Genomic DNA, 20621 nt, shown 5'->3' on the forward strand with positions numbered 1-20621 from the left:
AGAGCATCAATGATTGTCGTTCACGGCAAGGACGGGCGCATCGAGCAGACCCTAAGCATGTATCAAAAGGGCCACGGCAAGCACCTGCAGGACACTGGCGCCACCTTCATCATCGTCCTGGACATCCCGCCGGACGCCTATACGGCCTGGCGCGTGGTCGATGGCCAGCTGGAGCCGCGGCCTCCCTGTGAAGCCACGGTGACCGTCGCCGGCCGGGTCATTTCGCTAGCCGACGTGCCAGCCGGCTCGACCGTCAACGCCTCGATCGACGGCGTGCTCGTAACGGTGACCGAGACTTCGATCGAGATGGACGAGCCCGGTCCCGTCATCATCAGCATTTTCCCGCCCTGGCCAATCATGGAGGCAGTTCATGTCCTTGAAATTGAGTAGAGCCGACATCCTCCGCCCGGAGGCCGAAGCCCGGATCGACTGGCACTATGCGCGGAAGATTAACGACCTGATCGGCCCGCTGGGCGCCCTGCATCAGCGCAAGGTCGCGCGGGCCATGGTGGGGCGGAAACTCGGGGGGCCGCTGATCGTGGACGAGGCCGACCGGCTGGCGATCGTCGCGGAGGCCGCCAAGCAGGACGAAGCCATTGCCGCCCTCGATGCCGAGCGCCGCCGGATGAAGGCCGGTGTGCGCGCGGCGACCACGGCGGCCGAGATCAACGTCATCCTTTCAAGGCTGGAGATCATCCAATGAACGAGCAGAGAACGGTGCAGCTGGAGCCGCTTGTCGTCTTGAACCAGACCGCGCAACTAGCCGACCTCGACCGGGCGACGATGCGCAACCACATCATGCTCCTGGCGCAACGAGAGCATGATCTCGGCGTCATGGCCACGCGGCAGGCAGAAGAGGTCGATCGCCTTCGGAAGGCGCTCGAAATAGCTCTCGTCCTGCCGCCTGAGGATCCCAACGAACCACCAGAGGTGGCAGCGCTACGCAAGTTGGCCAAGAGCGCACTGGCGCCGGCTCAACAGCCCGGCGCGCCGGCAGAGGAGACGCAGCCCAGGGCCGAGCCGACTGAAGCCGAGCAGATCGAAGCGCTGCGCCGGCACGCAATGGGAGAGGGCTGACAATGCCGCTGACAGCTTATTACAGCGCCGGCACGGCGACACTGACCAATGGGTCGGTAAACGTCACCTTCCAGGCGCCTGCCGACATGACGACGGCCAATGTCGCGCCTGGTGACCGGATCGAGGCCGACGACGGCCGAACGGCAACCCTGGCCACTGTCGGCCCCGGCCCGCTGGTGGCCACCCTGGACAAGGCTTTCAAAGGCACCACACAGGCGGCGCAACCCTACAAGATATGGCGCACCTTCGACGCCCAATATCTTATGGAGGGCGCGCGGAACGCGATGACGCTGCTCGGGTCCGGCAGCATCGCGGCGCTTGCTGCGTTAGCTGGCGCGGCCAATCAGGGCATGTATTTCACTGGCCCCGGTGTCCTAGCGGCTTTCTCATTGACGGCCGCCGGCCGTGTGCTTCTGGCCGGTGCCGACGTCGCAGCGCAGCGTGCGACACTCAACGCAGTGAACAAGGCCGGGGACACGATGACCGGCCCGCTCAGGAACACCGGGCTGCCAATGTGTCGGGTGACGCGCAACAACAGCGCCGAAACTTTCGTGGTCAATACGGAGTATGCGCTTCTTGGGTCTTTCAACCTCAATCAGGGCGGGTTCACGGCCGGCGCTGCCACCGCGCCTGCCGGTAGCGGCAACCGCCTCAAAGTGCCCGTCACGGGCTACTATTTTATAGCCATGGGGATTTATACAACGGTGGGCGGAGGTGGTCGCCTCAATGTCATCGTGAACGGGAATCCCATCAACGTCATGGCGTTCGGTACGTCAGCGGTTGCGGGCCAAAAAACGTATGGCTTCGGCGTAGTGCTTTTGAACGCTGGCGATGAGTTGAGCTACTACTGCAATATTGCCGGTGCGCAGGTTTTCACGGCGAGCAATCACACGGACGTCACCGTCATTTATCTCGGCTAGGGGGATCACCATGGCAAAATTTGCAACCTTCAAACCCGATGGCTTTGTGTTCCGTCTTTATGACGAGACGATTTATGGACTGCGGCTTCTGCCCGTCTATGGCGAGGCTCCAAGCCCGAGCGAGGAAAATCCAAACCCCGCGCGGCCAATCGTGAACTGGGCACAGAACCCCGACATTCCAGATGAAGCAATTGCCATCACCGAACAGCAGTGGACTGAGATTTTCAACGCTCCTCATTCGTGGCGATACGAAGCGGGGGCGCTACAGCCCTACGAGCCGCCGGCTACCGCTGACGACGTCAATCGGGAACGGGCGCGCCGGATAACCGCAGGCAAGACCATTGACGGCATTGCCGTCACCGGCCGGGACGAAGATGCGCGCAACATGACGAACCTTGCCCTTGCCGCCCAGTTGCGCCTCGGCCAGGGCGACGCGACGACGCTGACGACGTTCCGGGATGGCTCGAATACCGATCACGACCTGACGCCGCCGCAAGTGTTGGCGCTGTGGCAGGCCTCGGCTGAATACGTCTCGGCGCTCTATGCCGCTTCATGGGCGATCAAGGCCATGGACCCGCTGCCGGTCGACGTGACGGCGGATGGCTTTTGGCCGTCATAAGTCATCGGTTGCGCTACAGGCAAACTATGGCCAATTCGCCCTGAATGGTCGCGGCGTCTTGGGCGGGCCAACGTTGGTGGCTCCTGCAGTATTCCACAGCCGCTGTCTGCCCCTCAGGCTTTGCATACTTGACCGGGATGCCAGTCAACTCGGTTATCATCGGGGCAATCGCCCAAGGGTAAATCCAGTTCGAATCGTTGAACGCAGGAATCCCCGTTGGGATAGACGTTCCGGAATCGGCTGGATAGCCGACTACAGCGATTGTCTTCATGGCGGAGAAGTTTGGTAGGCCCTCCAGCCGCGCCATTAGGCGGATGGCCAAGTTATGGTCCCTCGTCGCGACCCGAGCCTGGTCAACGAAAATCTGATTGTTCGCCGCTATGAACGAGAACACCACCAGACCGAGAGCTGCGGAGAAAACATGCCGTGGGATCACCACGCGGACAGTCAAGGCGACAACGGCTACCCCGGCCCATACAAGGCCGATCTGCGTCAGTATCCTCGGGGGCAGGAAGAGAAGAGTGAACAGTAGCGGGGCGCCCAACATGGCGAAGCCTGCTACGACAGGAGCAGCAACCACGACCACGCCGGCTATTATGGCGCCCCGCATATCGCTCGCGCGGCCAACCAATTCCACCAAGGCCGCGACGACGAATAACAACGGGATTGCGAGTATTGCCTTGGGCAGCAGATTGTTCCCGTAGACGCCGCCGGTTACAAAATGTCCGTACAAGAGGTTGAGCCCGAGTAGCACCCGGCTTGGGATATCTCCAAGGCCGATCATGACGCCTCGGGGATCTGTCCCATATCCATATGTCGAGACCTTGAGCAGGACCATATAGAGTGCGAAGCCGACGAAGAACGTCAGGATTCTGGCATAGAAGGTCCGGTCCCATAGGGTGTAGGAAGCAGGAACATCGTCGCTCTTGATGAAATGCCGGATTGCCCTCAAAGCGAGGTCGAAGCAGAGGAACACCGAAATATAGTTGATAGGGATCTGGTAGAGAGTCAGCCCGACCGCGAACAGCAGAGACGATAGCAATATCCGCCAAAGCCCGGGGCCTGCGACCATGATGGCGGCCACGGACAACACGAAAGCCAGAATGTGGTAAATGGCAATCCCGCGAAACGTCAAAATCTCCGACGTGTAGGGGTGCGCCGCGATGATCACGATGAGAAGCGCCCGGATGAGATCGGGCAGATCGTAGGTCCAAAGTCGAAGGACAGCGTTGCCTATCCATGCGGACAGAATGACCGACGCCACGATACTTATAATCGGGGATCGAACCGGATCAAAGCCGACGAACCCAAACACTTCCGAAAGCCAGTATGTGCCAAAGCGGCCCTGACCAATCAGCGCTCCAGAGAGGGAAGAAAGCCCGTCAATGATCTGACGGTAGTCGTCAACGGCATAAGTGAAATCGAAGGCGGCCTGGGCGCGGGCGAAAGCTACAAGCACAAGCGCAATCAGAAACGATCGGCGCTCGTCCTTTCTGATCAGCAATGGCGCCAGAAGACCGCCGAAAAAGGAATGAAAATCAGATGCCCCCGCTGGATCGCGGCCTACTTTTTCTAGCATTTTAAAAGCCCCCAACCATCAGCCACACCCAGATGTGTTCATACAGCCGTTTCCGTAGGTGGTGAAAACGTGGTCTCGCGAACGACGTACTGCGGCGAGTTATTCAGCCGGATATAGATGCGGCCGATATATTCGCCGAGGATGCCTAGAAAGACCATCTGCAAGCCACCGATCAGGAGAATGGTGGCGATGATAGACGCCCAGCCCGGCTGCATTTCAGGATGCGTCAAGCGCTGGACTACAATCAGCATCAGAAAGATGAGGCTTAGGGCTGCCATGCAGAAGCCGGTCACGGTAGCGATGCGAAGAGGGTAGACAGACGAGCCGGTGGCCATCTTCAGCCATAGTCCAACCGAGCGCCTTAGGTTGTAATTGCCGCGCCCGGTGAAGCGCTCTTGATGGGTGATGTCGATGGCCGCGATTGAGTTTGTCGCGCCAAGGATCAGGCCATCGACGTAAGCGTAGGGGCCATCATAAGCGAGTATGGCATCGACAACCCCACGGCTCATCGCCTTGAACGATGAAAGATACAGGTCTCGAGGTTTTTTCAGAACCCAAGCTGCCACGATATCGTTGAGCCGGCTACCCCACTTCTTCCATGCGGCGTGCTTGCGTTCTTTGTAGTGGGTGTAGCAGACGTCATAGCCGGCCTCGATCTTTTCGGCGAGCGCCAAAATTGCCGAAGGAGGGTGCTGGAGATCGTCGTCCATAACAATGACGATGCGACCGCGTGAATATCTGAGACCCGCCATGGTGGCGTTGTGCTGGCCGAAATTCTTGCGCAGGGAAAGCCCTCGGACCCAATGACATTCTTTGGCGCAGTCCTCAATCACGCTCCAGCTTGCATCGGGGCTGCTATCGTTGACGAGAACCAATTCATATTCGCCGTCATACTTGGTCCCGGCGAGTACATCGCGCACCTGCCGCACCAGTTCAGGAAGAACATCGGCGCTGCGATACACGGGGACAACGATCGATAGGGAGACAAAAGGGACTCTTTTCTGGACGTTCATGGCAATTTCCTCAAAACCGGAAACTTGCAAGGACGCGCTTGTCGCGCGGCTGCTGCCGGTGGTAGTGGGTGGCATGCTATTAGCGGAGAAACTGCAACTTGGGCAAGAACACAAATGGCAATGAGTTCGACGCATATCGCATCTCCTATTCGGAGGCTGTGAACAAGGCGATTTCCTTTTCCGGCTTAAAAGTCGATTTCTTCACGCGCGCCAAGGCCGCACGGCTGCTCGACCTTCTAGGGGGCACGCTAGGACCAGCCGAAAATCTTTCGGTTCTCGACGTAGGCTGCGGTATTGGGAACTACCACGCCTTGCTTCGTGGCAGGATTGGCAGGCTTACGGGCGTCGATCCTTCCTCCGAATGCATCGACGAAGCGAGGCTGAGAAACCCCGACGTGAGCTATCAGATCTCGGATGGAGCAACGTTACCCTTTGAGGATGGCGAGTTTGATGCCGCGTATGCGATCTGCGTCATGCATCATGTACCGCCTGCCAACTGGCTAAAGTTTTCCTCCGAGCTCGCTCGCGTCACTCGCCCCGGCGGCGCGGTGCTGATCTTCGAGCATAACCCATACAACCTTCTGACGCGCCGGGCCGTATCCACGTGCCCATTCGATGAAGACGCGGTCTTGCTAACAAAAAAGCAGGTGGCAGCATATCTCGAAGACGCGGGGCTGACGGACGTTGCGGGCCGCTACATCCTCACGGTTCCGGCTATCGATGGGGCGCTCAGGCGCATGGATGACGCATTCGGCTCGATCCCGCTTGGCGCCCAATATTACGTGATGGGCCGGCGCTAAATGGTGTCTGGCGTGCGCCTTAGACAGATCGCTGTTTTCATTGCAGTCGGCCTCTTTAACACCGGCGCCTACTTCCTCATCGCAAACGGATTGCACCTGATCGTCGGCCTCACCGAGACCTTCTCGGCCTTTTCGGCTTATGTTGCCCTGGTCCCGCTCTCGTTTGTTGGCCACCGAAAGCTTACCTTCGCTTCGAACGGATTGGTGGTTGGTGAGTTGGCCAAGTTCTGTGTCGTGCAGGCAACGAACGTGCTGGTGATCTGGGCGACGACTTACCTCGCGCACAAAGGCTTCTTCTCGGGATGGCAGACATTCGCAGTCATTAGCGTCCTCATCCCGGCGCTGAACTTCCTGACATTTCAGGCATGGGTTTTCGCCCAAAGAGTGACTTCGTAACCCCTCAATAGCTCCAGAACCGCCTCTACGGCGGAAAGGGATACGCCACGACCAACGCACCATCCGGTGCGGCGCTTTTGCTCGACCTGATCCGCTCGGATCAAATGACAGCAGAACAGGTGCGCCATTTGCTCGAAGACAATCCGGAGTTGCTATCAACGACGTTCCCAATATCCGCAAGGTCTTCGCCGGTTTCGATCTGCAGGAGGCGAATGTGCTATATGGCGTTGGGGGCGGCGCAAGACCGGCAAAGGAGCTTATCATCAGCTGCCCTTGATAAAGCGATACCCTTTGCGATGCCAGGGAGGGCAAAGTGGCTACTTTTAAACTAGGTGACGCGGTGAAGGTGAAGCAAATCATCGCTCCGACGATGCTCTGCACCGACGGCGGCAGTGACGGTAAGGCCCAAGTGATTTTGTATAATCCCGTAACCGGCAAATATGAAGAACGCTCCTTTCCTGAGACCTTCCTTGAGCTGGTAGCAGGGCCTGAAGTCTCCTGATGGCTTAGCGTGACGGGTGGCAAGGGCCGGTCGGCAAGGGAGCTGATCATTGCGGGCTAGTGGTCCACGCGCAGCATCCCGCAGGCCTTGGCCGCAGCCAGGAACGCCTTTCTGGCGTCATCGGCCGTCTTGGTTCCCTCGACGGCATCTATGCACGCCTCGACGGCCTTGCGCCACGCGGCACCCTGCTTCTCCCAGGTCAGGAGTTCCTCGGCAGCCGCCTCGACGCTGCTCACCTCGCGGGTCATGCCCACGCGCTTTGTCCTGACGGGAACTGAAGGTGAGAACCAGAGCATCGCGCTAACGAAGCCTTTGACCTTTGAAGGGCCGTTAAACGGTACCGATCTGGTGCCAAATGAAGTTGCGCGGAGGTGCCAACCGATTTTGCGCGCTACATCAAGGCGCTGCTGTAGCTTGTATAGCCCTGGAACTGGCAAACGTTGGAGCCGCGCCGCACCTTTTGGCGCCTCCTTTTTCTCAAGCCGTCGCAAATCGATCGACCGAATCGTCATGCATTGCAGCTGGGGAACAAACCGGCGTGGCAGCGAGTTTCTGTCCGACGCAACTTGAGGGAAAGCCATGTCCAGATTTCTCCTGGCGACAAGCGTCGCCGTTCTTCTCGCCGGCGGGCCGGCTCTTGCAGCGGATAACACTCCGCTGCCGCCACCCAATGCCAAGAAACTGTCCGAAATCCTCGCCAAGGTCGAACAGCGCGACGGCTTTCGCTATGTGAAAGAGGTAGACTGGGACAAAGATGCCTACACGGTCACCTACTACACATCGGACAAGGCCAAGGTCGAAATCACCTATGATCCCGTGACCGCCGAGCCAAAATAAGGGTCGGCGGCGGACCACGTTTCCGACGCGAATTCACTGGCTTCGTTCTCGGCCGTGTCATCGGCCTTTCCGGGTGCTGGCGCCGCCCCTTGTGTGTTTGGAATATGCATAATGGAGGGTGCCACGAACCGGTGGATGTTCCGGTTCGTGGCGGCGGTCGAGAGCCCGTCGCCCCTCAGGTGGCCTAAACCGTAGGTGAGCTGGGGCCCGACCGCCTTCTTTGTGAACCCGAACAGTTGCAAGGGGCAAGCCCCCGCACACAAGGAAGGGATTGAGGAGATGGCTGAAGAGACGGTTCAGGACGTCGGTATTGACGTCGCCAAGTGGTGGCTCGATGTGTCGGTGTTTCAGACGCTAGAACGAGCCCGTTTCGACAACGACAAGGACGGCTGGGCCGAGCTGATCAAGTGGCTGACGGGTCGCAATGTGCGCGCCATCGGCATGGAGCCGAGCGGCGGCTATGAGCGCGGTGTGGCCAAGGCGCTGCGCAAGGCGAACCTGCCGGCCAGGAACGTCAATCCGCACAAGCTGCGCCACTATGCCCGCGCCCTTGGCCGGCTGGCCAAGAACGATCGCATCGATGCGCTGCTGATTGCGCGCTACACCGCCGAACTGCCGACCCGGCCGGTGCGCTGTGACCCAATCGCCGAGCAACTCGCCGATCTGGTCGTTGCCCGCAGGCAGCTCAGCGACGACAAGGTCAGCCTCGCCAACCAGCTCGAGCAGATACGCGAGCCGACGGTCAAGCGCATGTTCACCCGGCGGCTGCGGCGCATCGAGCTCGATATCGCTCTGCTTGCCAAACGGATGGCCGAACTCGTCGCCAGCCAGCCAGCGCTCGCGGCCAGGGATCGCCTGATCCAGTCCTTCTGCGGTGCCGGCCCAGTGTTCAGCCACACCGTGCTTGCTCTGGCTCCCGAGATTGGTGAGGCCTCGCGACGAGAGATCGCAGCCCTTGCCGGCCTCGCGCCCTACGACTTCGACACCGGCACTTTCCGAGGCAAGCGCAGCATCTGGGGTGGCCGTCATGACGTGCGCAGGGTGGTCTACATGGCAGCACTCACCGCCAGTCGCTCCAATCCTGTGCTCAAGGCTTTCCATCAGCGCCTCATTGCAAACGGCAAGGCGCCGAAAGTCGCTCTCATCGCCGTCGCGCGAAAGATACTGACCATCCTCAGTGCCATGATCCGAAACAACGAACCGTGGAACCCAGCCCGACCCTGACAAACACAGTTGCTCACCTGCCTGCCGGCATCCTCTCCCCGTATAGTGATGGGAGAGGGACGCTCGCCGCCGATTTCGCCAATCACCGGCGTTGCGGCCAGCTTCTCTCTCCCCGTTTACGGGGAGAGATGTCCGGCAGGACAGTGAGGGGCGGCGTTGACATCGGCGATTGGTGGTCTCCGCCACCGGTCGAACTTGTCATTGGTCGGAAGCGATTGTCCTGGTCCCGCCCCAAATTGTCCACTGTTTGTGTATGGACTGATGCCAGGGCGTGGGCTGCGCCTTGGGCAATCCCGTTGGCTTGGGGGCAATCATGCGATTTTCCGTTCGAACCTGTTTTTCGGCTGTGCCCGCCATCGTCCTGGCCGGCTCGGTCCTTGGGGCCGCACCGGCGCGGGCTGACGGGCCGTCCTTCGACTGCGGCAAGGCTGGCCTGCCGGCGGAGAAGGCGATCTGTGCCGATCCTCAGCTTTCGGCCATCGACCTGCTCATCTCCAAGGCGTTCAAGGGTTTCGAGCCGGAGTTCGGCGACAAGCGCAAGATCGCTCGTGGGCTGATCGCCGACCGGAATGCCTGCGGGAGCGATGCTGCCTGCATTGTTAGCGCGCAGAACAACGCGCTGCTAACCTATGGCAATGGGCCGTCATGGGTGCAGGATTACAACATCGCGTTGATCGGCAAGAAGGCGCTGGAAGCCGCCGCGCGGAACCCGAAAGGGATTGACCAACCCCTGCCCTCGGCAATCGGGCAATGCGCGTCCACCCATATCGAGACGCTGACCGCGCGGCTTGGCGACGATCCACTGGAAACGGCCAGTCCGGATGCAGGCAGTGCCGCGACATTCACCAATGGCGGCACCGCTGTCTCCTACGATCGCGAAGCAGGCCTGGTCAGTTCGAAAGTCGGCGAACCGGTCGTGATGTGCCTGATGTCGATTCCCAGGGATTGCCCCAAGGGCGATGAGCGTGGTCGGATCTATTATTCCCTAAACCTCGTCGCGAAAGGGACCTGGGCTCTGCCGGACTCACAGCATCTGTGCGGCGGCGCCTGATTGGCTCTGCATCGTGCTCTGCGAAAGTTTGCCAAAGGGTAGCGCTCTGCGCCCCTCCTTGCGCCGGATCGTCTTTGATGGCTGAGTGGGCCGGTTGACTGCGCCGCATGGGGGGATGGGCATGGTGACGGCGAAGCACATATTGAAGCGCGTTTTGATGATGTTTGCCGGCTACTTTGTGTCGGTACTGGTCGGCTTGATCGCAGTCGCTGCGATCTACGCCGCACTCAGTTCGTTGCCGAACGCGCCGGGGTACTTCGACTTCGCGGGCGTTACGCCGCTGGCGGCGCTGGCGGTGCCACCACTCGGCATGTTCATCTATTTCGTGACGATTGTGATTACCGCACTGCAGACACTCATCTTCGCGCTGATTGCCGAATTCTTCGCTCTGCGCAATTTCCTGCTGCACATGGTCTTCGGCGCCGCGGCCGCCGCCGGCGGTTTCTTCCTGATCTGGCCAAGTTCGGCGGAGGACATGGATCCTGAGCGCTGGGCCGACATCGGCATCATCGCCGCTGCCGGCCTTGTCGCCGGATTGGTCTATTGGCTGATCGCCGGGCGGGACGCCGGTTTTCGGCGGCCGCTGTCGGAGCATTAAAAGCAGCCAAGAAGGACTTCTGCTCAACTCGACGGTGAGCGAACCGCCTCGGTGGCGTCCAACGCCTGCTTCAGCTTCGAGTCGCGATCGTAGACGTCGCCGAAATATTCGACCTTGCCGGACATGTCAGGCCAGGCGGTGAAATAGGCGACATAGACCGGGATCTTGCGCGTCACGTCCTCGGTCGAATGCCCGTGCTTCAGCTTCTCAGCGATATCGTCGACCGAGGTGCCGAGCACCGCCGCCGCCATGCCGCGCGGATCCTGCAGTCGCACGCAGCCATGGCTGAGCGCACGCATGTCCTGCTTGAAGAACGATTTCTGCGGCGTGTCGTGCATGTAGATCGCGTGCTTGTTGGGGAACAGGATTTTCAGCTCGCCCAGCGCATTGGCTTCGCTTGGCTGCTGGCGCACATTGAAGGGGATGTTGGCGCCATAGGCACCCCAGTTGACCGCCGACGAAGGGACACGCTTGCCGCGCGAATCGGTCACCTCGTAGCCGGCCCTGTCGAGATAGCCGGGGTCGTTGCGCAGTCTGGGCAGCATCTCGTTGACGATGATCGACTGCGGCACACCCCAATACGGATGGAAGTCGACCTGCTTGATCTGGTCGTAGAAGAAGGCGGTCTGGTTGGTGGTCCGGCCGATGACCGCACGCGTCTTCAGCTTTTCCTCGCCATTGTCGATGTAGCTCGCGGTGAAGGCCGGCTGGTTGATGAAGACACGCGGGCTGCCGAGATCGGAAGGCAGCCAGCGCAGTTCCTCCAGCGCCACCTCAACCTTCAGCAGCCTGTCGGCCTTGGACGTTCCGGCCAGCGACGCGACGGTGCGCGGCCCGATGACGCCATCACCCTTCATGCCTGCCTTCTGCTGCACAGCCTTGATGACCGGAACCAGTTCCGGGTCGTAGAATTGGCTGCTGGCCAGCCGGGACAGGATTTCGCCATAGGCGCCGCCCATTTCGTCGTCCAGATTGCGCGCGATCAAGGTCAGCAGCTTCGGCAATTCCGGGCTGGTTTCGCCGGGCTTCAGCAATAGCTTGGGGTCGACGACGATTTCGTTTTCGGCGCTTGCCTGCAAGGATTCCAGTTCGACGCGCAGCGCCTGGTATTCCGCATTCTGCGGATGCCGCGATTCAAGATAGGTGCGCACTTCCTGGGTATGCGCCAGCGTTTTCAACACGCCTTGCAAGTCGAGCGGCTTGGCCGGGAAATCATAGTAGCCGGTCATGCGGTTGGGTTCGACGCGGCCGTTCTGGGCATCATGGGCATAGCGCAGCACGCGCGCCGACAGCGCCATCTCGAAACGGACGAGTTCTTTCAGTTGCGCATTGGCATCAGTCGTCGATGTGCCGGCAGCGGGCACGTCGACCGTATAGTCGGCGGGCGTGAGGCCGTAGCTTGAAGCCTCGCCGAGCACCCGCACCGCATCCTGCGCGCGGCTGTTGAGGCTGGTTCCGGTCACCCAGATGAAATCCGGATTGGCCGAGTAATAGGCGATCAGCGCCTTGGCGATGTCAGGCTCGGCGTAGAGTTCATAGTCGCTCAAGCCGGCAACCGCATCGCGAAAAGCGGCGCCCGTGGCCGACGGGACGAAAGCGGCGTCCTGTGGCGTCGCCGGCAGCGGTGCCGCGGCCAGTGCCGAAAAGTCGATGCGAACCAGTCGATCGGCCTTGTAGGTGTAATAGGACGGGCCGCTGATTTTCACGCCGCCGCCACCGCCGCCGGCCGGTGCTTTGGGCTTGTGCTTCGGCGGTGGAGGCGGAAATTCACCTTGCGGAGCGTGCTTGATGCCACCCCCGAAAAGCATTTCAAAGAGCCCTTGCGCGCCTGCCTGAGGCACGCCGAAGGCCAGCGTTGCCGAGATCGCCACCAGTGGCATCACGGTTGCTTTCTTTCCGAGGAATTTCATGGATCACCCGCTCCGGTTGTAACCGGTTCCCGTTCCGCATCGCTAGACGATCTCGCTCACCGCATGGCGGATGTAAGGCGCGACTATACCGATTCATACTGATTTCGTTAAGCTTCCATAAATTTTGGAGCGCCTGTTGCAGAACGGTTTCACAACATCGTGACGGCCGGCGCGGGTGTTTCCGCTCCGGCCGGGCAATCCCATCGCGGATCAGGCGTTGGCGCCACCGTCGATGGTCAGCGCGGCGCCGGTGACGAAGCGGCCTTCCGGGCCGGCGAGCCAGGCGACCATGCCGGCGACCTCGTCGGCCTTGCCGAAACGCGGCGTTGCCATCTTCTGCCTCTGGTGCTCGGCATGCGGGCCATCTTGCGGGTTCATGTCGGTGTCGGTCGAGCCTGGATGAACGACGTTGGCCGTGATGCCGCGCGGGCCAAGGTCGCGCGCCAGCGCCTTGGTCAGGCCGACCAGCGCTGCCTTGCTCGCCGAATAGGCGGTGAGGCCGGTGTCGGTGGCGCGCTCGGCGAGATTGCTGCCGATCGAGATGATCCGGCCGCCCTCGCCCATATGGGCCGCCGCCGCCTTGGAGGCGATGAACGAGGCTCTCAGATTGACCTCCATGGTCTCATCGAAATCGGCCAGCGACAATGTCTCGATGGAAGCCGCGCGCCAGATACCGGCACTGTTGACCAGGATGTCGAGCCGACCAAAGGCGGTCGCGACGTCCTCAACCGCCTTATCTATGGCGGCGGCATCCCGGTTGTCGGCCTTGATCGCGATGGCTCGCCCGCCAGCTGCCTCGATTTCCCCAACGATCGCGAGGGCCTGCTCCTCGCCACTGACATAGGTGATCGCAACGCTGGCACCATTGGCCGCGAGCCTTCGCGCGATCGCCGCACCGATGCCACGGCTGCCGCCGGTGATGAGCGCGGCCTTGCCGCCCAGTTGGTTGCCAGCCAGTTGGTTAAATGACATCGATTTCTCCTTTTTGTAGTGATCGATATATAAATACCTGTCAGCCTTGCCCGTCGCCGTCAACTGAATTATGTATCGATCAACACAGAAAAGAGCATCATGTCGGAACGAGGCCGCCCCCGCACCTTCGATCGAACCGCGGCCCTGCGCTGCGCGATGGAGGTTTTTTGGGCCAAAGGCTATGAAGGCGCGTCGATGAGCGACCTGGCCTCAGCCATGGGCATCAATTCGCCCAGCCTTTATGCCGCCTACGGCAGCAAGGAGGCACTGTTCCTTGAGGCGACAGACCTCTATTCACGCACCGAGGGTGCCGACATCTGGCTGGCGCTTGAGAAAGCACCGACCGCGCGGCTGGCGATCGAACAATTTTTGCGCCTGACGGCGAAAGCCTATGCGCAGACCGATCGCCCGCAGGGTTGCCTGATCGCGCTCGGTGCGTTGCATCAGGACTCAAGCCGCGGCGCCATCTGTGACGATCTGCGCCGTCGCCGCGCCGAAAACCATACCGCCCTGCGGAAGCGCCTCGAGCGTGGCGTCGCCGAAGGCGAACTGCCGGCGGGTTTCGACTGCAGCGCTGCCGCCACCTTCTACGCCACGGTCCAGCATGGCATGTCGATCCAGGCCCGCGACGGCGCCTCGCATTCGGCCCTGCTGGCAACCGTGGCCGGCGCGATGGCGGCGTGGCAGGTGATGGCCGGCGCGGACAGAGCGTGACAAACGCCAGCTATTGTGCTGCAAATCCAAGCAGGTTCCGCAAAAGTGTCCCAAGGTTTTGCGATCAGAACCTGCGAAAGACAAGGGAATCTAAGCCAGCCAAATGCGCGGTCGGAGGACAAGTCTCATGAAAAAGGGGTATCGCGAACTGCTGGATGAGGCGAATGCCGAGATCGAGGTTGTGTCGCCGGAGGAAGCCGCCGGGCTGCTCGACGATGAGGAGACCATCTTCGTCGACCTGCGCGATCCACGCGAGGTCGAACGGGACGGCAGGATTCCCGGCGCCAAACATGTCACCCGTGGCATGCTGGAATTCTGGATCGACCCCGAAAGCCCCTACCACAAGCCGTTCTTCGCTTCGGGAAAGAGTTTTGTCTTTTTCTGCGCGGGTGGCTGGCGTTCGGCGCTGGCGACCAAGACGGCGCAGGACATGGGGCTGTCGCCGGTCAAGCACATCCTTGGCGGCTACACCGCCTGGAAGGCGGCCGGACTGCCGGTCGAACCCGGCGAGAAGAAGAAATAGCTTCTATCGCCGCTCAATGCAGCCGCGACGGCTCGCGATGCTCCGCGACGAAGCCGACAGCGCGTTCGACCACGCCTCTGTCGGCGAGGATGCGACGGTGGCCGAGCCCGTCCGCCCAATAGAGCCGCACATGGCCGCCGGCGCCGGCATAGCGTGTCGCGTGATCGGCCGGAACTTCACGATCGTCCGGTGCGTGGATGACCAGGGTCGGCACCGGTGCATGCGCGAGCTGGCGGTCGCCGGTGAATTCGTGCAGCGGCCGGCCGGAAAGGCGTTCGACACGGTCCGCCATGGCGACCTGCGAGCGCGGGCCGACATTGAGCATGCGGCTGAAGTCGGCGAAGATCGCCGGCAGGGAGCTGGGCGCCGCAATCAGCACCAGACGTCCAGCCACCAGCGGCGGGATGTTCTTGACCGAACCGGCGATGGCATTGGCGGCGACGGCGCCGCCGAAGGAATGGCCGATCACCGCCACGAACGGGCCGAACCATTCGCCGGCAACCCGCATCGCATCCACGGCATTGACCATGTTCAGCCGTCGGCCCTGCGACTGGCCATGGCCTGGCAGGTCAAGCGAAACGACCCTGTAGCCGGCGGCGCGATAGCCTTCGATCAGCGCCCGCATGTATTCGGTACGCGAACGCCAGCCATGGACGACAAGCACCGTGCCGGCCGCCGCCCTGCCCGGCTCCGGACGGAATTCGTGCACCATGACGCAGCCGGTTGCGGTCTTCAGCCGATGATGGCGCGCCTCGGTCATGAACTCGGCCGCACGGTCGACGGCGCGGCGTTCGCCATCGCTAAGCGCCTTCACGTTCGGCGTACGGCAGAACAGCTCGAATGCCGCGCGCCCGGTCAGGCGCGGCGCAATGCGCTCGGCCGCACCAAACACCCCCCGGATGACCTTCAGCCCGAATGATGCCATAGTGAGAATCCATCCATACGTTCAAGCATGAACATAATAGTTCAAAGATGAACAATAAACAAGAGCTACCTTGGGACAACCCGCGTTTTCGCAACTGGGTCGCGGTGGCGCGCGCCTGCCATGTGCTTGAGCGCACGCTGGCGATAAAGCTCGCGCCGCTCGATTTGAAGCCGGCGCAGCTCGACGTGCTGATGAACCTCTACCGCCACCCCGGCATGTCGCAGCACGACCTCGCCCGCAAGCTGCTTGTCGGCCGGTCCAACATCACCATGCTTTTGCCGCAGCTGGAGGCGCGTGGCCTGCTGCGTCGCGAAGGCGACGAGAAGGACAAGCGCATCCTGCGGCTTGCCCTGACCGAAGCCGGCGAGGCACTGCTGATGCAGGCGCTGAAAGTGCATATGGCGCTGATCGAGAAGGCGATGAGCCAGTCGACACCGGAACAATGCGACATGATCGGCGAGCAGATGCGCAAGATCTATGAGGTGCTGAAGGAGGCGTAACGGCCCCTTTCAGTCTGCCTACCACATCGATTTCTTCGCCCGTTCCGGCCATTCCTTGTCGTAGGCCTCGCCGTCTATATTCTTGCGGCTGGTGATTTCCAGAATCTGTCCGGGCGTCGGCAGCGACTTCGGATCGACATGCCTCGCCGGATTCCAGAGTTCGGAGCGCACGATGGCACGGGCGCATTGGAAATAGACCGAATCGACGTCGATGACAGTGACCGAGCGTGCCGCCTTGCCGTCGACCGTGAATGACGCGCACAGCGCTGTATCCGTGGTGATATGAGCGCGGCCGTTGATGCGCAGCGTCGTGCCGGAGCCGGGCACCAGAAACAGCAGGCCGACGCGCGGATCGCGAATGATGTTTCGGAGCGAATCGGCACGGTTGTTGCCGCGCCGGTCCGGCATCATCAGCGTTTTCGGATCGACGATGCGCACGAAGCCGGCGAGATCCCCGCGCGGCGAGCAGTCCAGCCCCTCCGGGCCGCTGGTCGCCAGGGCGACAAAGGGCGAAGCCTCGATGAAGGCGGCATATTCGGCAATGACGTGATCGAGTTCCTTGACCAGCGAGGCCTCGCCTGGAACGCCATAGAGTGCCTCGAGCTGCTCGACCGTGGTGATGACGGACATCTTTTTCGTCTCCGAACCTTTGCCGGCGCTACTCCTCATCGATGACGTTTTGACGACAATGACGGGATCAGTCTAGCGGTCGCGGCTCAGGCCTTTTTCCGCAAGCTCGGCGAGATAGGCATTCCAGCGCTCATCCTTCTCGTGGCCGAGCGTATGCAGGTAATTCCAGGTGAAGATGCCGGTGTCGTGAAAATCATCGAAGGTGATGCGCACCGCGTAGTTGCCGACCGGCTCGATCTTGAGGATCGCCACATTGCGTTTGCCGGGAACCGTCACCCGCTGTTCGGGCGAATGGCCCTGCACTTCGGCCGATGGCGAGGCGACACGCAACAGCTCCGCCGGCAGTTCGAACGGCTGATGGCCGGGAAAGATCACCGAGAGCAGTTTGCGGTCTTTCGAGACCCTGAGTTCCTTCGGTGCGGTCATGCTGTTCGATCCCGTATCAATCCACCCTTCCCTACGCCGCTTCGCCAAAGCGGAAAAGGCCTGATGAGGCCGACCGACATGCAATGTCGGCCCAGGGATGTTACCAAAGATCAACACCGTCTATCTTGAATGGCCGGCCGCTTCGTATCACATAGCAGTATATAACGACGCCGTTCGCGGCCACGGGAAACGTTTGAAGCATGGACATGATCGACCCTTTCGGTCGCACGATCAGCTATCTCAGAGTGTCGGTTACCGACCGCTGCGATTTCCGCTGCACCTATTGCATGGCCGAGGACATGGCCTTCCTGCCGAAGAAAGACCTGCTGTCGCTGGAAGAGCTCGACCGGCTGTGCACGGTCTTCATCGAAAAAGGCGTCAGGAGATTGCGCCTCACCGGCGGTGAGCCGCTGGTGCGCAAGAACATCATGCACCTGGTGCGTCAGCTGTCGCGGCATCTCGACAGCGGCGCGCTGGAAGAACTGACGCTGACCACCAACGGCTCGCAGCTTTCGCGCTTCGCCGCCGAGCTCGCCGATTGCGGCGTCAAGCGCATCAACGTTTCGCTCGACACGCTCGACGCCGACAAGTTCCATCAGATCACCCGCTGGGGCCATCTCGGCAAGGTCATGCAAGGCATCGATGCAGCACTTGCGGCCGGGCTGAAGGTGAAGCTGAACGCGGTGGCGCTGAAGGATTTCAACGACGCCGAACTGCCCGAGATGATGCGCTGGGCGCATGGCCGCGGCATGGACCTGACGGTTATCGAAACAATGCCGATGGGCGAGATCGAGGGCGACCGCACGGACCAGTACCTGCCGCTGTCGCTGCTGCGCGCTTCGCTGGAGCGCCAGTTCACGCTGACCGACATTCCCTTCAAGACTGGCGGCCCGGCCCGCTACGCCCATGTCGCCGAGACCGGCGGACGGCTCGGCTTCATCACGCCGATGACGCATAATTTCTGCGAAAGCTGCAACCGGGTTCGGTTGACCTGCACCGGCACGCTCTATATGTGCCTCGGCCAGGAGGATGCGGCCGACCTGCGCGCGCCCTTGCGGGCGTCCGAAGGCAACGAACTGGTCGCCGCGGCAATAGACGAAGCCATCGGCCGCAAGCCGAAAGGCCATGATTTCATCATCGATCGCCGCACCAGCCGCCCCTCCGTTTCGCGGCACATGAGCGTCACCGGCGGGTGATCTTTTCGCCGATCTGGTGCAGGATTGCTTCCAGCGACACGGAGGCATGAATGAAGCGCCATCAGGCAATCGTGGTGATTTTTGCGACAATCGCGGCAGTCCCTTCAATCGCCGCCCCGTTTACCTATGTGAACGAGCGATTCGGCACCGTCTGCACCTTTCCCGACGAGATCTTCGCCGACCGCCAGCCTGAGCCGGACAATGGCGATGGCCAGGAATGGCTGAGTGCCGATGGCGCCAGCCTGATCTGCTCGGGCATCCTCAATATCGATGATGACACGCCGAAGGGCTTCGTCGCGGCCGCGAAAGCCAGCGACGAAGCTGGCTACAAGGTCACCTACAGCAAGGCAGGCAAGGACTGGGCGGTGCTGTCCGGGTTGAAGGATGGCAAGGTCTTCTACGAGCGGCGCCTGTTCGGCCGGGATGGTGTCATCCGCACGGTCTGGGTCGATTACCCGCCAGCCCTGAAGTCGAAATACGATCCGCTGGTCGGCGCTATCGCCGGCAGCCTCAAGGGGCCGTGAGCATTTTCGGTCACACCCCAGAAAAAGTCTGGCCCGCAAGCGGTTAGCGGATTTACCGTCAGCGCGTTCGGGCCTAGCTTCCTGCCGGCAGCGGTTCTTCGCTTAGTGGGGATTACATATGCGCAAACTTCTTCTTTCTATCGCACTGCTTGGCCTCGCCGCCCTGCCGGCGGCGGCCCAGTCGATCGGCGGCACCTACACCGTCGCCGGCACCAATTTCGACGGATCGTCCTATGATGGCCAAGCCACCATTGCGCTGACCAGCGGGACGACCTGCACGATCCACTGGGAGACGGGCGGCACGTCTTCCGATGGCATCTGCATGCGCAACGATGATGCCTTCTCCGCCGGCTATGTCTTGGACAAGGACATCGGCCTCGTCGTCTACAAAGTGATGGAAGATGGCTCGCTGCACGGCCTGTGGACGATCGCCGGCAAGGAAGGCAACGGCACCGAGGTGCTGACGCCGAAGAAGTAAGCCTGCCGCTGTTGCAGCAAGGGCTGGGCCACAGGCAAGGCTGTGGCCCAGCCCTTTGCTGTTGCTGTTCCATGCCCGACTGCTACAGGCTTGATGCAAAGCAGAGCCGGTGGTCATCTTGCCCCTTTCTCCAAATCTTCGCGGCGCGTTGTTCATGGTGGTGGCGATGGCCGGCTTCACCCTCAACGACGCCATATCCAAATATTCGTCGCAAATCGATGAACATGGCGCAAGTCATGCTGATCCGAGGCGCGTTTGCTAGCCTTTTCGTCGGCTTGCTTGCCTGGCGGAGCGGCGCTCTTGTCCGGCTACGCTCGATGCTGGACCCCATGGTTGCGCTGCGCGTGCTCGGCGAGGCCGGCGGCACGGTAACGTTCCTGATCGCGCTCGCCCATTTGCCGATCGCCAGCGTCTCGGCTGTCCTGCAAGCGCTGCCGCTGGCGGTGACGATGGGCGCGGCACTGGTCTTCAATGAGCGCGTCGGCTGGCGACGCTGGCTGGCGATCGCCATCGGATTTGCTGGCGTGCTGATCATCGTGCGGCCCGGCTTCGCAGGGTTCAGCGCCTACTCGCTGGTCGCGTTGGCCTGCGTCGCGTGTTGTGCGGTGCGCGATCTTGCCACCAAGCGGATTCCCAAGGCCATCCCGACCCTTATGGTTTCGACCGCGACAGCACTTGCCATAACCATTGTCGGCGCGGTCCTGTTGTCGCCAATGGGTGGCTGGACACCGATGACGGGAAACAGCACCGCCTTGTTGGCACTTGCCGCGGTGCTTGTGCTCATCGGCTACCAGTTCATCATCATGGCGATGCGGGCGGGCGACATCTCCTTCATCGCGCCGTTCCGCTACACGGCCCTGATCTGGTCGATCCTGCTTGGCCTATTCATCTTCGCCGACATTCCCGATTTGCCGATGATCGTCGGCGCCACGATCATCATCGGTTCTGGCCTTTATGCGCTCTACCGCGAGCGGATTGTCGGGCGGCGCAAGATCGTCGCCGAAAGCACCGGACCGACCATGGTGCCGGACGGAATCTAGCCCGAACATGATCCCGAAAAGTGGAACCCGGTTCTCGGACAAACGGAAACCGTTTGTCCAGGGATCATGCTCAAACAAGGAGAGGGAGCCCCATCCCGGCTCCATAGGGATGGAACAGGCTCCAGTCCATCGAAGGTTCTTGTGATTTCCGGCGGCTGGCGTACAGG

At 61.3% G+C, this 20621-nt stretch carries 26 protein-coding genes and 1 pseudogene; 19 read left to right on the plus strand and 8 right to left on the minus strand.

Going from position 1 to position 20621, the window contains the following annotated elements; all coding sequences use genetic code 11:
- Window positions 1–9 precede the first annotated feature (9 nt).
- From BPNPMPFG_RS04585 to BPNPMPFG_RS04605, 5 genes are read left to right on the plus strand one after another with little or no spacing between them, the layout of a single operon-like run.
- The gene (locus BPNPMPFG_RS04585) at window positions 10–390 is read left to right on the plus strand and encodes a hypothetical protein (RefSeq protein ID WP_258593436.1); all 381 of its coding nucleotides are present in this window, start codon (window positions 10–12) and stop codon (window positions 388–390) included.
- Window positions 371–703 (plus strand): hypothetical protein, encoded by a 333-nt coding sequence (locus BPNPMPFG_RS04590; RefSeq protein WP_258593437.1) that lies wholly within the window; start codon window positions 371–373, stop codon window positions 701–703. Before BPNPMPFG_RS04585 ends, BPNPMPFG_RS04590 begins: the two co-directional genes overlap by 20 nt.
- Window positions 700–1077, plus strand: coding sequence for a hypothetical protein (locus BPNPMPFG_RS04595; protein WP_258593438.1), 378 nt, complete (start codon window positions 700–702; stop codon window positions 1075–1077). Before BPNPMPFG_RS04590 ends, BPNPMPFG_RS04595 begins: the two co-directional genes overlap by 4 nt.
- Window positions 1078–1079: 2 nt before the next feature.
- Entirely contained in the window at window positions 1080–1997 is a 918-nt protein-coding gene (locus BPNPMPFG_RS04600) for a hypothetical protein (RefSeq protein WP_258593439.1), read from the plus strand.
- A gap of 10 nt (window positions 1998–2007) precedes the next feature.
- Entirely contained in the window at window positions 2008–2616 is a 609-nt protein-coding gene (locus tag BPNPMPFG_RS04605; RefSeq protein ID WP_258593441.1) for a DUF4376 domain-containing protein, read from the plus strand.
- A 13-nt stretch (window positions 2617–2629) separates the two neighbouring features.
- On the opposite strand, the gene BPNPMPFG_RS04610 is transcribed toward BPNPMPFG_RS04605, so the two are convergent.
- Both BPNPMPFG_RS04610 and BPNPMPFG_RS04615 read right to left on the minus strand, forming a co-directional pair.
- On the minus strand, window positions 2630–4195 hold the full coding sequence (locus tag BPNPMPFG_RS04610; RefSeq protein WP_258593443.1) for a glucosyltransferase domain-containing protein: 1566 nt from the start codon (window positions 4193–4195) through the stop codon (window positions 2630–2632).
- A gap of 38 nt (window positions 4196–4233) precedes the next feature.
- Window positions 4234–5208, minus strand: a complete 975-nt coding sequence (locus BPNPMPFG_RS04615) for a glycosyltransferase family 2 protein (RefSeq protein ID WP_258593444.1) — start codon at window positions 5206–5208, stop codon at window positions 4234–4236.
- A gap of 98 nt (window positions 5209–5306) precedes the next feature.
- Between BPNPMPFG_RS04615 and BPNPMPFG_RS04620 the strand changes: the two genes are divergently transcribed.
- The 3 genes from BPNPMPFG_RS04620 to BPNPMPFG_RS04630 all read left to right on the plus strand — a co-directional run bounded on the left by BPNPMPFG_RS04620 (window position 5307) and on the right by BPNPMPFG_RS04630 (window position 6906).
- Window positions 5307–6008 (plus strand): class I SAM-dependent methyltransferase, encoded by a 702-nt coding sequence (locus BPNPMPFG_RS04620; RefSeq protein ID WP_258593445.1) that lies wholly within the window; start codon window positions 5307–5309, stop codon window positions 6006–6008.
- On the plus strand, window positions 6009–6404 hold the full coding sequence (locus BPNPMPFG_RS04625) for a GtrA family protein (protein WP_258593446.1): 396 nt from the start codon (window positions 6009–6011) through the stop codon (window positions 6402–6404).
- A gap of 313 nt (window positions 6405–6717) precedes the next feature.
- Window positions 6718–6906, plus strand: coding sequence for a hypothetical protein (locus BPNPMPFG_RS04630; RefSeq protein ID WP_258593448.1), 189 nt, complete (start codon window positions 6718–6720; stop codon window positions 6904–6906).
- A 56-nt stretch (window positions 6907–6962) separates the two neighbouring features.
- Here BPNPMPFG_RS04630 and BPNPMPFG_RS04635 read toward each other — a convergent pair whose 3' ends face one another.
- Window positions 6963–7487, minus strand: a complete 525-nt coding sequence (locus BPNPMPFG_RS04635; RefSeq protein ID WP_258593450.1) for a DUF982 domain-containing protein — start codon at window positions 7485–7487, stop codon at window positions 6963–6965.
- Here BPNPMPFG_RS04635 and BPNPMPFG_RS04640 point away from each other — a divergent pair.
- The 4 genes from BPNPMPFG_RS04640 to BPNPMPFG_RS04655 all read left to right on the plus strand — a co-directional run bounded on the left by BPNPMPFG_RS04640 (window position 7486) and on the right by BPNPMPFG_RS04655 (window position 10616).
- Window positions 7486–7743 carry a PepSY domain-containing protein gene (locus BPNPMPFG_RS04640; protein ID WP_258593452.1) on the plus strand — a complete coding sequence of 86 codons (258 nt, stop codon included), beginning with the start codon at window positions 7486–7488 and terminating at the stop codon, window positions 7741–7743. The genes BPNPMPFG_RS04635 and BPNPMPFG_RS04640 overlap by 2 nt on opposite strands.
- Window positions 7744–8022: 279 nt before the next feature.
- A complete protein-coding gene (locus tag BPNPMPFG_RS04645; protein WP_258590634.1) occupies window positions 8023–8967 on the plus strand; it encodes an IS110 family RNA-guided transposase in 945 nt (314 codons plus the stop codon).
- A 313-nt stretch (window positions 8968–9280) separates the two neighbouring features.
- Window positions 9281–10018, plus strand: coding sequence for a lysozyme inhibitor LprI family protein (locus tag BPNPMPFG_RS04650; RefSeq protein WP_258593454.1), 738 nt, complete (start codon window positions 9281–9283; stop codon window positions 10016–10018).
- Window positions 10019–10133: 115 nt separating this feature from the next.
- A complete protein-coding gene (locus BPNPMPFG_RS04655) occupies window positions 10134–10616 on the plus strand; it encodes a hypothetical protein (RefSeq protein ID WP_258597061.1) in 483 nt (160 codons plus the stop codon).
- A 23-nt stretch (window positions 10617–10639) separates the two neighbouring features.
- Here BPNPMPFG_RS04655 and BPNPMPFG_RS04660 read toward each other — a convergent pair whose 3' ends face one another.
- On the minus strand, window positions 10640–12526 hold the full coding sequence (locus BPNPMPFG_RS04660) for a L,D-transpeptidase family protein (RefSeq protein WP_258593455.1): 1887 nt from the start codon (window positions 12524–12526) through the stop codon (window positions 10640–10642).
- Window positions 12527–12736: 210 nt separating this feature from the next.
- Complete coding sequence (locus BPNPMPFG_RS04665) at window positions 12737–13498, minus strand: 3-oxoacyl-ACP reductase family protein (RefSeq protein WP_258593457.1); 762 nt, start codon at window positions 13496–13498, stop codon at window positions 12737–12739.
- Window positions 13499–13597: 99 nt separating this feature from the next.
- On the opposite strand from BPNPMPFG_RS04665, the gene BPNPMPFG_RS04670 reads away from it, so the two are divergent.
- Complete coding sequence (locus BPNPMPFG_RS04670) at window positions 13598–14212, plus strand: TetR/AcrR family transcriptional regulator (protein ID WP_258593458.1); 615 nt, start codon at window positions 13598–13600, stop codon at window positions 14210–14212.
- 127 nt (window positions 14213–14339) lie between these two features.
- Window positions 14340–14735, plus strand: a complete 396-nt coding sequence (locus tag BPNPMPFG_RS04675; RefSeq protein WP_258593459.1) for a rhodanese-like domain-containing protein — start codon at window positions 14340–14342, stop codon at window positions 14733–14735.
- A 13-nt stretch (window positions 14736–14748) separates the two neighbouring features.
- On the opposite strand, the gene BPNPMPFG_RS04680 is transcribed toward BPNPMPFG_RS04675, so the two are convergent.
- The gene (locus BPNPMPFG_RS04680; RefSeq protein ID WP_258593460.1) at window positions 14749–15660 is read right to left on the minus strand and encodes an alpha/beta hydrolase; all 912 of its coding nucleotides are present in this window, start codon (window positions 15658–15660) and stop codon (window positions 14749–14751) included.
- Between the two features lie 47 nt (window positions 15661–15707).
- Between BPNPMPFG_RS04680 and BPNPMPFG_RS04685 the strand changes: the two genes are divergently transcribed.
- Window positions 15708–16160: a MarR family winged helix-turn-helix transcriptional regulator gene (locus tag BPNPMPFG_RS04685; protein ID WP_136622585.1), complete on the plus strand. Its 453-nt coding sequence runs from the start codon at window positions 15708–15710 to the stop codon at window positions 16158–16160.
- Window positions 16161–16178: 18 nt separating this feature from the next.
- Here BPNPMPFG_RS04685 and BPNPMPFG_RS04690 read toward each other — a convergent pair whose 3' ends face one another.
- Together BPNPMPFG_RS04690 and BPNPMPFG_RS04695 are read right to left on the minus strand one after the other, a co-directional pair.
- Window positions 16179–16790, minus strand: a complete 612-nt coding sequence (locus tag BPNPMPFG_RS04690) for a pyridoxamine 5'-phosphate oxidase family protein (RefSeq protein WP_258593462.1) — start codon at window positions 16788–16790, stop codon at window positions 16179–16181.
- A gap of 72 nt (window positions 16791–16862) precedes the next feature.
- A complete protein-coding gene (locus BPNPMPFG_RS04695; protein ID WP_258593464.1) occupies window positions 16863–17216 on the minus strand; it encodes a gamma-butyrobetaine hydroxylase family protein in 354 nt (117 codons plus the stop codon).
- A gap of 200 nt (window positions 17217–17416) precedes the next feature.
- Here BPNPMPFG_RS04695 and moaA point away from each other — a divergent pair, with 200 nt between their 5' ends.
- The 4 genes and pseudogenes from moaA to BPNPMPFG_RS04715 all read left to right on the plus strand — a co-directional run bounded on the left by moaA (window position 17417) and on the right by BPNPMPFG_RS04715 (window position 20454).
- Window positions 17417–18412 carry a GTP 3',8-cyclase MoaA gene (gene moaA / locus BPNPMPFG_RS04700; protein ID WP_258593465.1) on the plus strand — a complete coding sequence of 332 codons (996 nt, stop codon included), beginning with the start codon at window positions 17417–17419 and terminating at the stop codon, window positions 18410–18412.
- Window positions 18413–18462: 50 nt separating this feature from the next.
- Window positions 18463–18936, plus strand: coding sequence for a hypothetical protein (locus BPNPMPFG_RS04705; RefSeq protein ID WP_258593466.1), 474 nt, complete (start codon window positions 18463–18465; stop codon window positions 18934–18936).
- Window positions 18937–19054: 118 nt separating this feature from the next.
- Entirely contained in the window at window positions 19055–19414 is a 360-nt protein-coding gene (locus BPNPMPFG_RS04710; protein ID WP_258593468.1) for a hypothetical protein, read from the plus strand.
- 118 nt (window positions 19415–19532) lie between these two features.
- Window positions 19533–20454 (plus strand): annotated as a pseudogene (locus BPNPMPFG_RS04715) (DMT family transporter).
- Window positions 20455–20621: the final 167 nt, after the last annotated feature.

The organism is Mesorhizobium sp. AR07, assembly GCF_024746815.1.
In the GTDB taxonomy this organism is placed as follows: Bacteria; Pseudomonadota; Alphaproteobacteria; order Rhizobiales; family Rhizobiaceae; genus Mesorhizobium.

Coding starts and splice junctions, on each gene's coding strand:
- BPNPMPFG_RS04585 (WP_258593436.1), top strand. CDS start 10: ATGATTGTCGTTCACGGCAAGGACGGGCGCATCGAGCAGACCCTAAGC.
- BPNPMPFG_RS04590 (WP_258593437.1), top strand. CDS start 371: ATGTCCTTGAAATTGAGTAGAGCCGACATCCTCCGCCCGGAGGCCGAA.
- BPNPMPFG_RS04595 (WP_258593438.1), top strand. CDS start 700: ATGAACGAGCAGAGAACGGTGCAGCTGGAGCCGCTTGTCGTCTTGAAC.
- BPNPMPFG_RS04600 (WP_258593439.1), top strand. CDS start 1,080: ATGCCGCTGACAGCTTATTACAGCGCCGGCACGGCGACACTGACCAAT.
- BPNPMPFG_RS04605 (WP_258593441.1), top strand. CDS start 2,008: ATGGCAAAATTTGCAACCTTCAAACCCGATGGCTTTGTGTTCCGTCTT.
- BPNPMPFG_RS04610 (WP_258593443.1), bottom strand. CDS start 4,195: ATGCTAGAAAAAGTAGGCCGCGATCCAGCGGGGGCATCTGATTTTCAT.
- BPNPMPFG_RS04615 (WP_258593444.1), bottom strand. CDS start 5,208: ATGAACGTCCAGAAAAGAGTCCCTTTTGTCTCCCTATCGATCGTTGTC.
- BPNPMPFG_RS04625 (WP_258593446.1), top strand. CDS start 6,009: ATGGTGTCTGGCGTGCGCCTTAGACAGATCGCTGTTTTCATTGCAGTC.
- BPNPMPFG_RS04640 (WP_258593452.1), top strand. CDS start 7,486: ATGTCCAGATTTCTCCTGGCGACAAGCGTCGCCGTTCTTCTCGCCGGC.
- BPNPMPFG_RS04635 (WP_258593450.1), bottom strand. CDS start 7,487: ATGGCTTTCCCTCAAGTTGCGTCGGACAGAAACTCGCTGCCACGCCGG.
- BPNPMPFG_RS04645 (WP_258590634.1), top strand. CDS start 8,023: ATGGCTGAAGAGACGGTTCAGGACGTCGGTATTGACGTCGCCAAGTGG.
- BPNPMPFG_RS04650 (WP_258593454.1), top strand. CDS start 9,281: ATGCGATTTTCCGTTCGAACCTGTTTTTCGGCTGTGCCCGCCATCGTC.
- BPNPMPFG_RS04655 (WP_258597061.1), top strand. CDS start 10,134: ATGGGCATGGTGACGGCGAAGCACATATTGAAGCGCGTTTTGATGATG.
- BPNPMPFG_RS04660 (WP_258593455.1), bottom strand. CDS start 12,526: ATGAAATTCCTCGGAAAGAAAGCAACCGTGATGCCACTGGTGGCGATC.
- BPNPMPFG_RS04665 (WP_258593457.1), bottom strand. CDS start 13,498: ATGTCATTTAACCAACTGGCTGGCAACCAACTGGGCGGCAAGGCCGCG.
- BPNPMPFG_RS04670 (WP_258593458.1), top strand. CDS start 13,598: ATGTCGGAACGAGGCCGCCCCCGCACCTTCGATCGAACCGCGGCCCTG.
- BPNPMPFG_RS04675 (WP_258593459.1), top strand. CDS start 14,340: ATGAAAAAGGGGTATCGCGAACTGCTGGATGAGGCGAATGCCGAGATC.
- BPNPMPFG_RS04680 (WP_258593460.1), bottom strand. CDS start 15,660: ATGGCATCATTCGGGCTGAAGGTCATCCGGGGGGTGTTTGGTGCGGCC.
- BPNPMPFG_RS04685 (WP_136622585.1), top strand. CDS start 15,708: ATGAACAATAAACAAGAGCTACCTTGGGACAACCCGCGTTTTCGCAAC.
- BPNPMPFG_RS04690 (WP_258593462.1), bottom strand. CDS start 16,790: ATGTCCGTCATCACCACGGTCGAGCAGCTCGAGGCACTCTATGGCGTT.
- BPNPMPFG_RS04695 (WP_258593464.1), bottom strand. CDS start 17,216: ATGACCGCACCGAAGGAACTCAGGGTCTCGAAAGACCGCAAACTGCTC.
- moaA (WP_258593465.1), top strand. CDS start 17,417: ATGGACATGATCGACCCTTTCGGTCGCACGATCAGCTATCTCAGAGTG.
- BPNPMPFG_RS04705 (WP_258593466.1), top strand. CDS start 18,463: ATGAAGCGCCATCAGGCAATCGTGGTGATTTTTGCGACAATCGCGGCA.
- BPNPMPFG_RS04710 (WP_258593468.1), top strand. CDS start 19,055: ATGCGCAAACTTCTTCTTTCTATCGCACTGCTTGGCCTCGCCGCCCTG.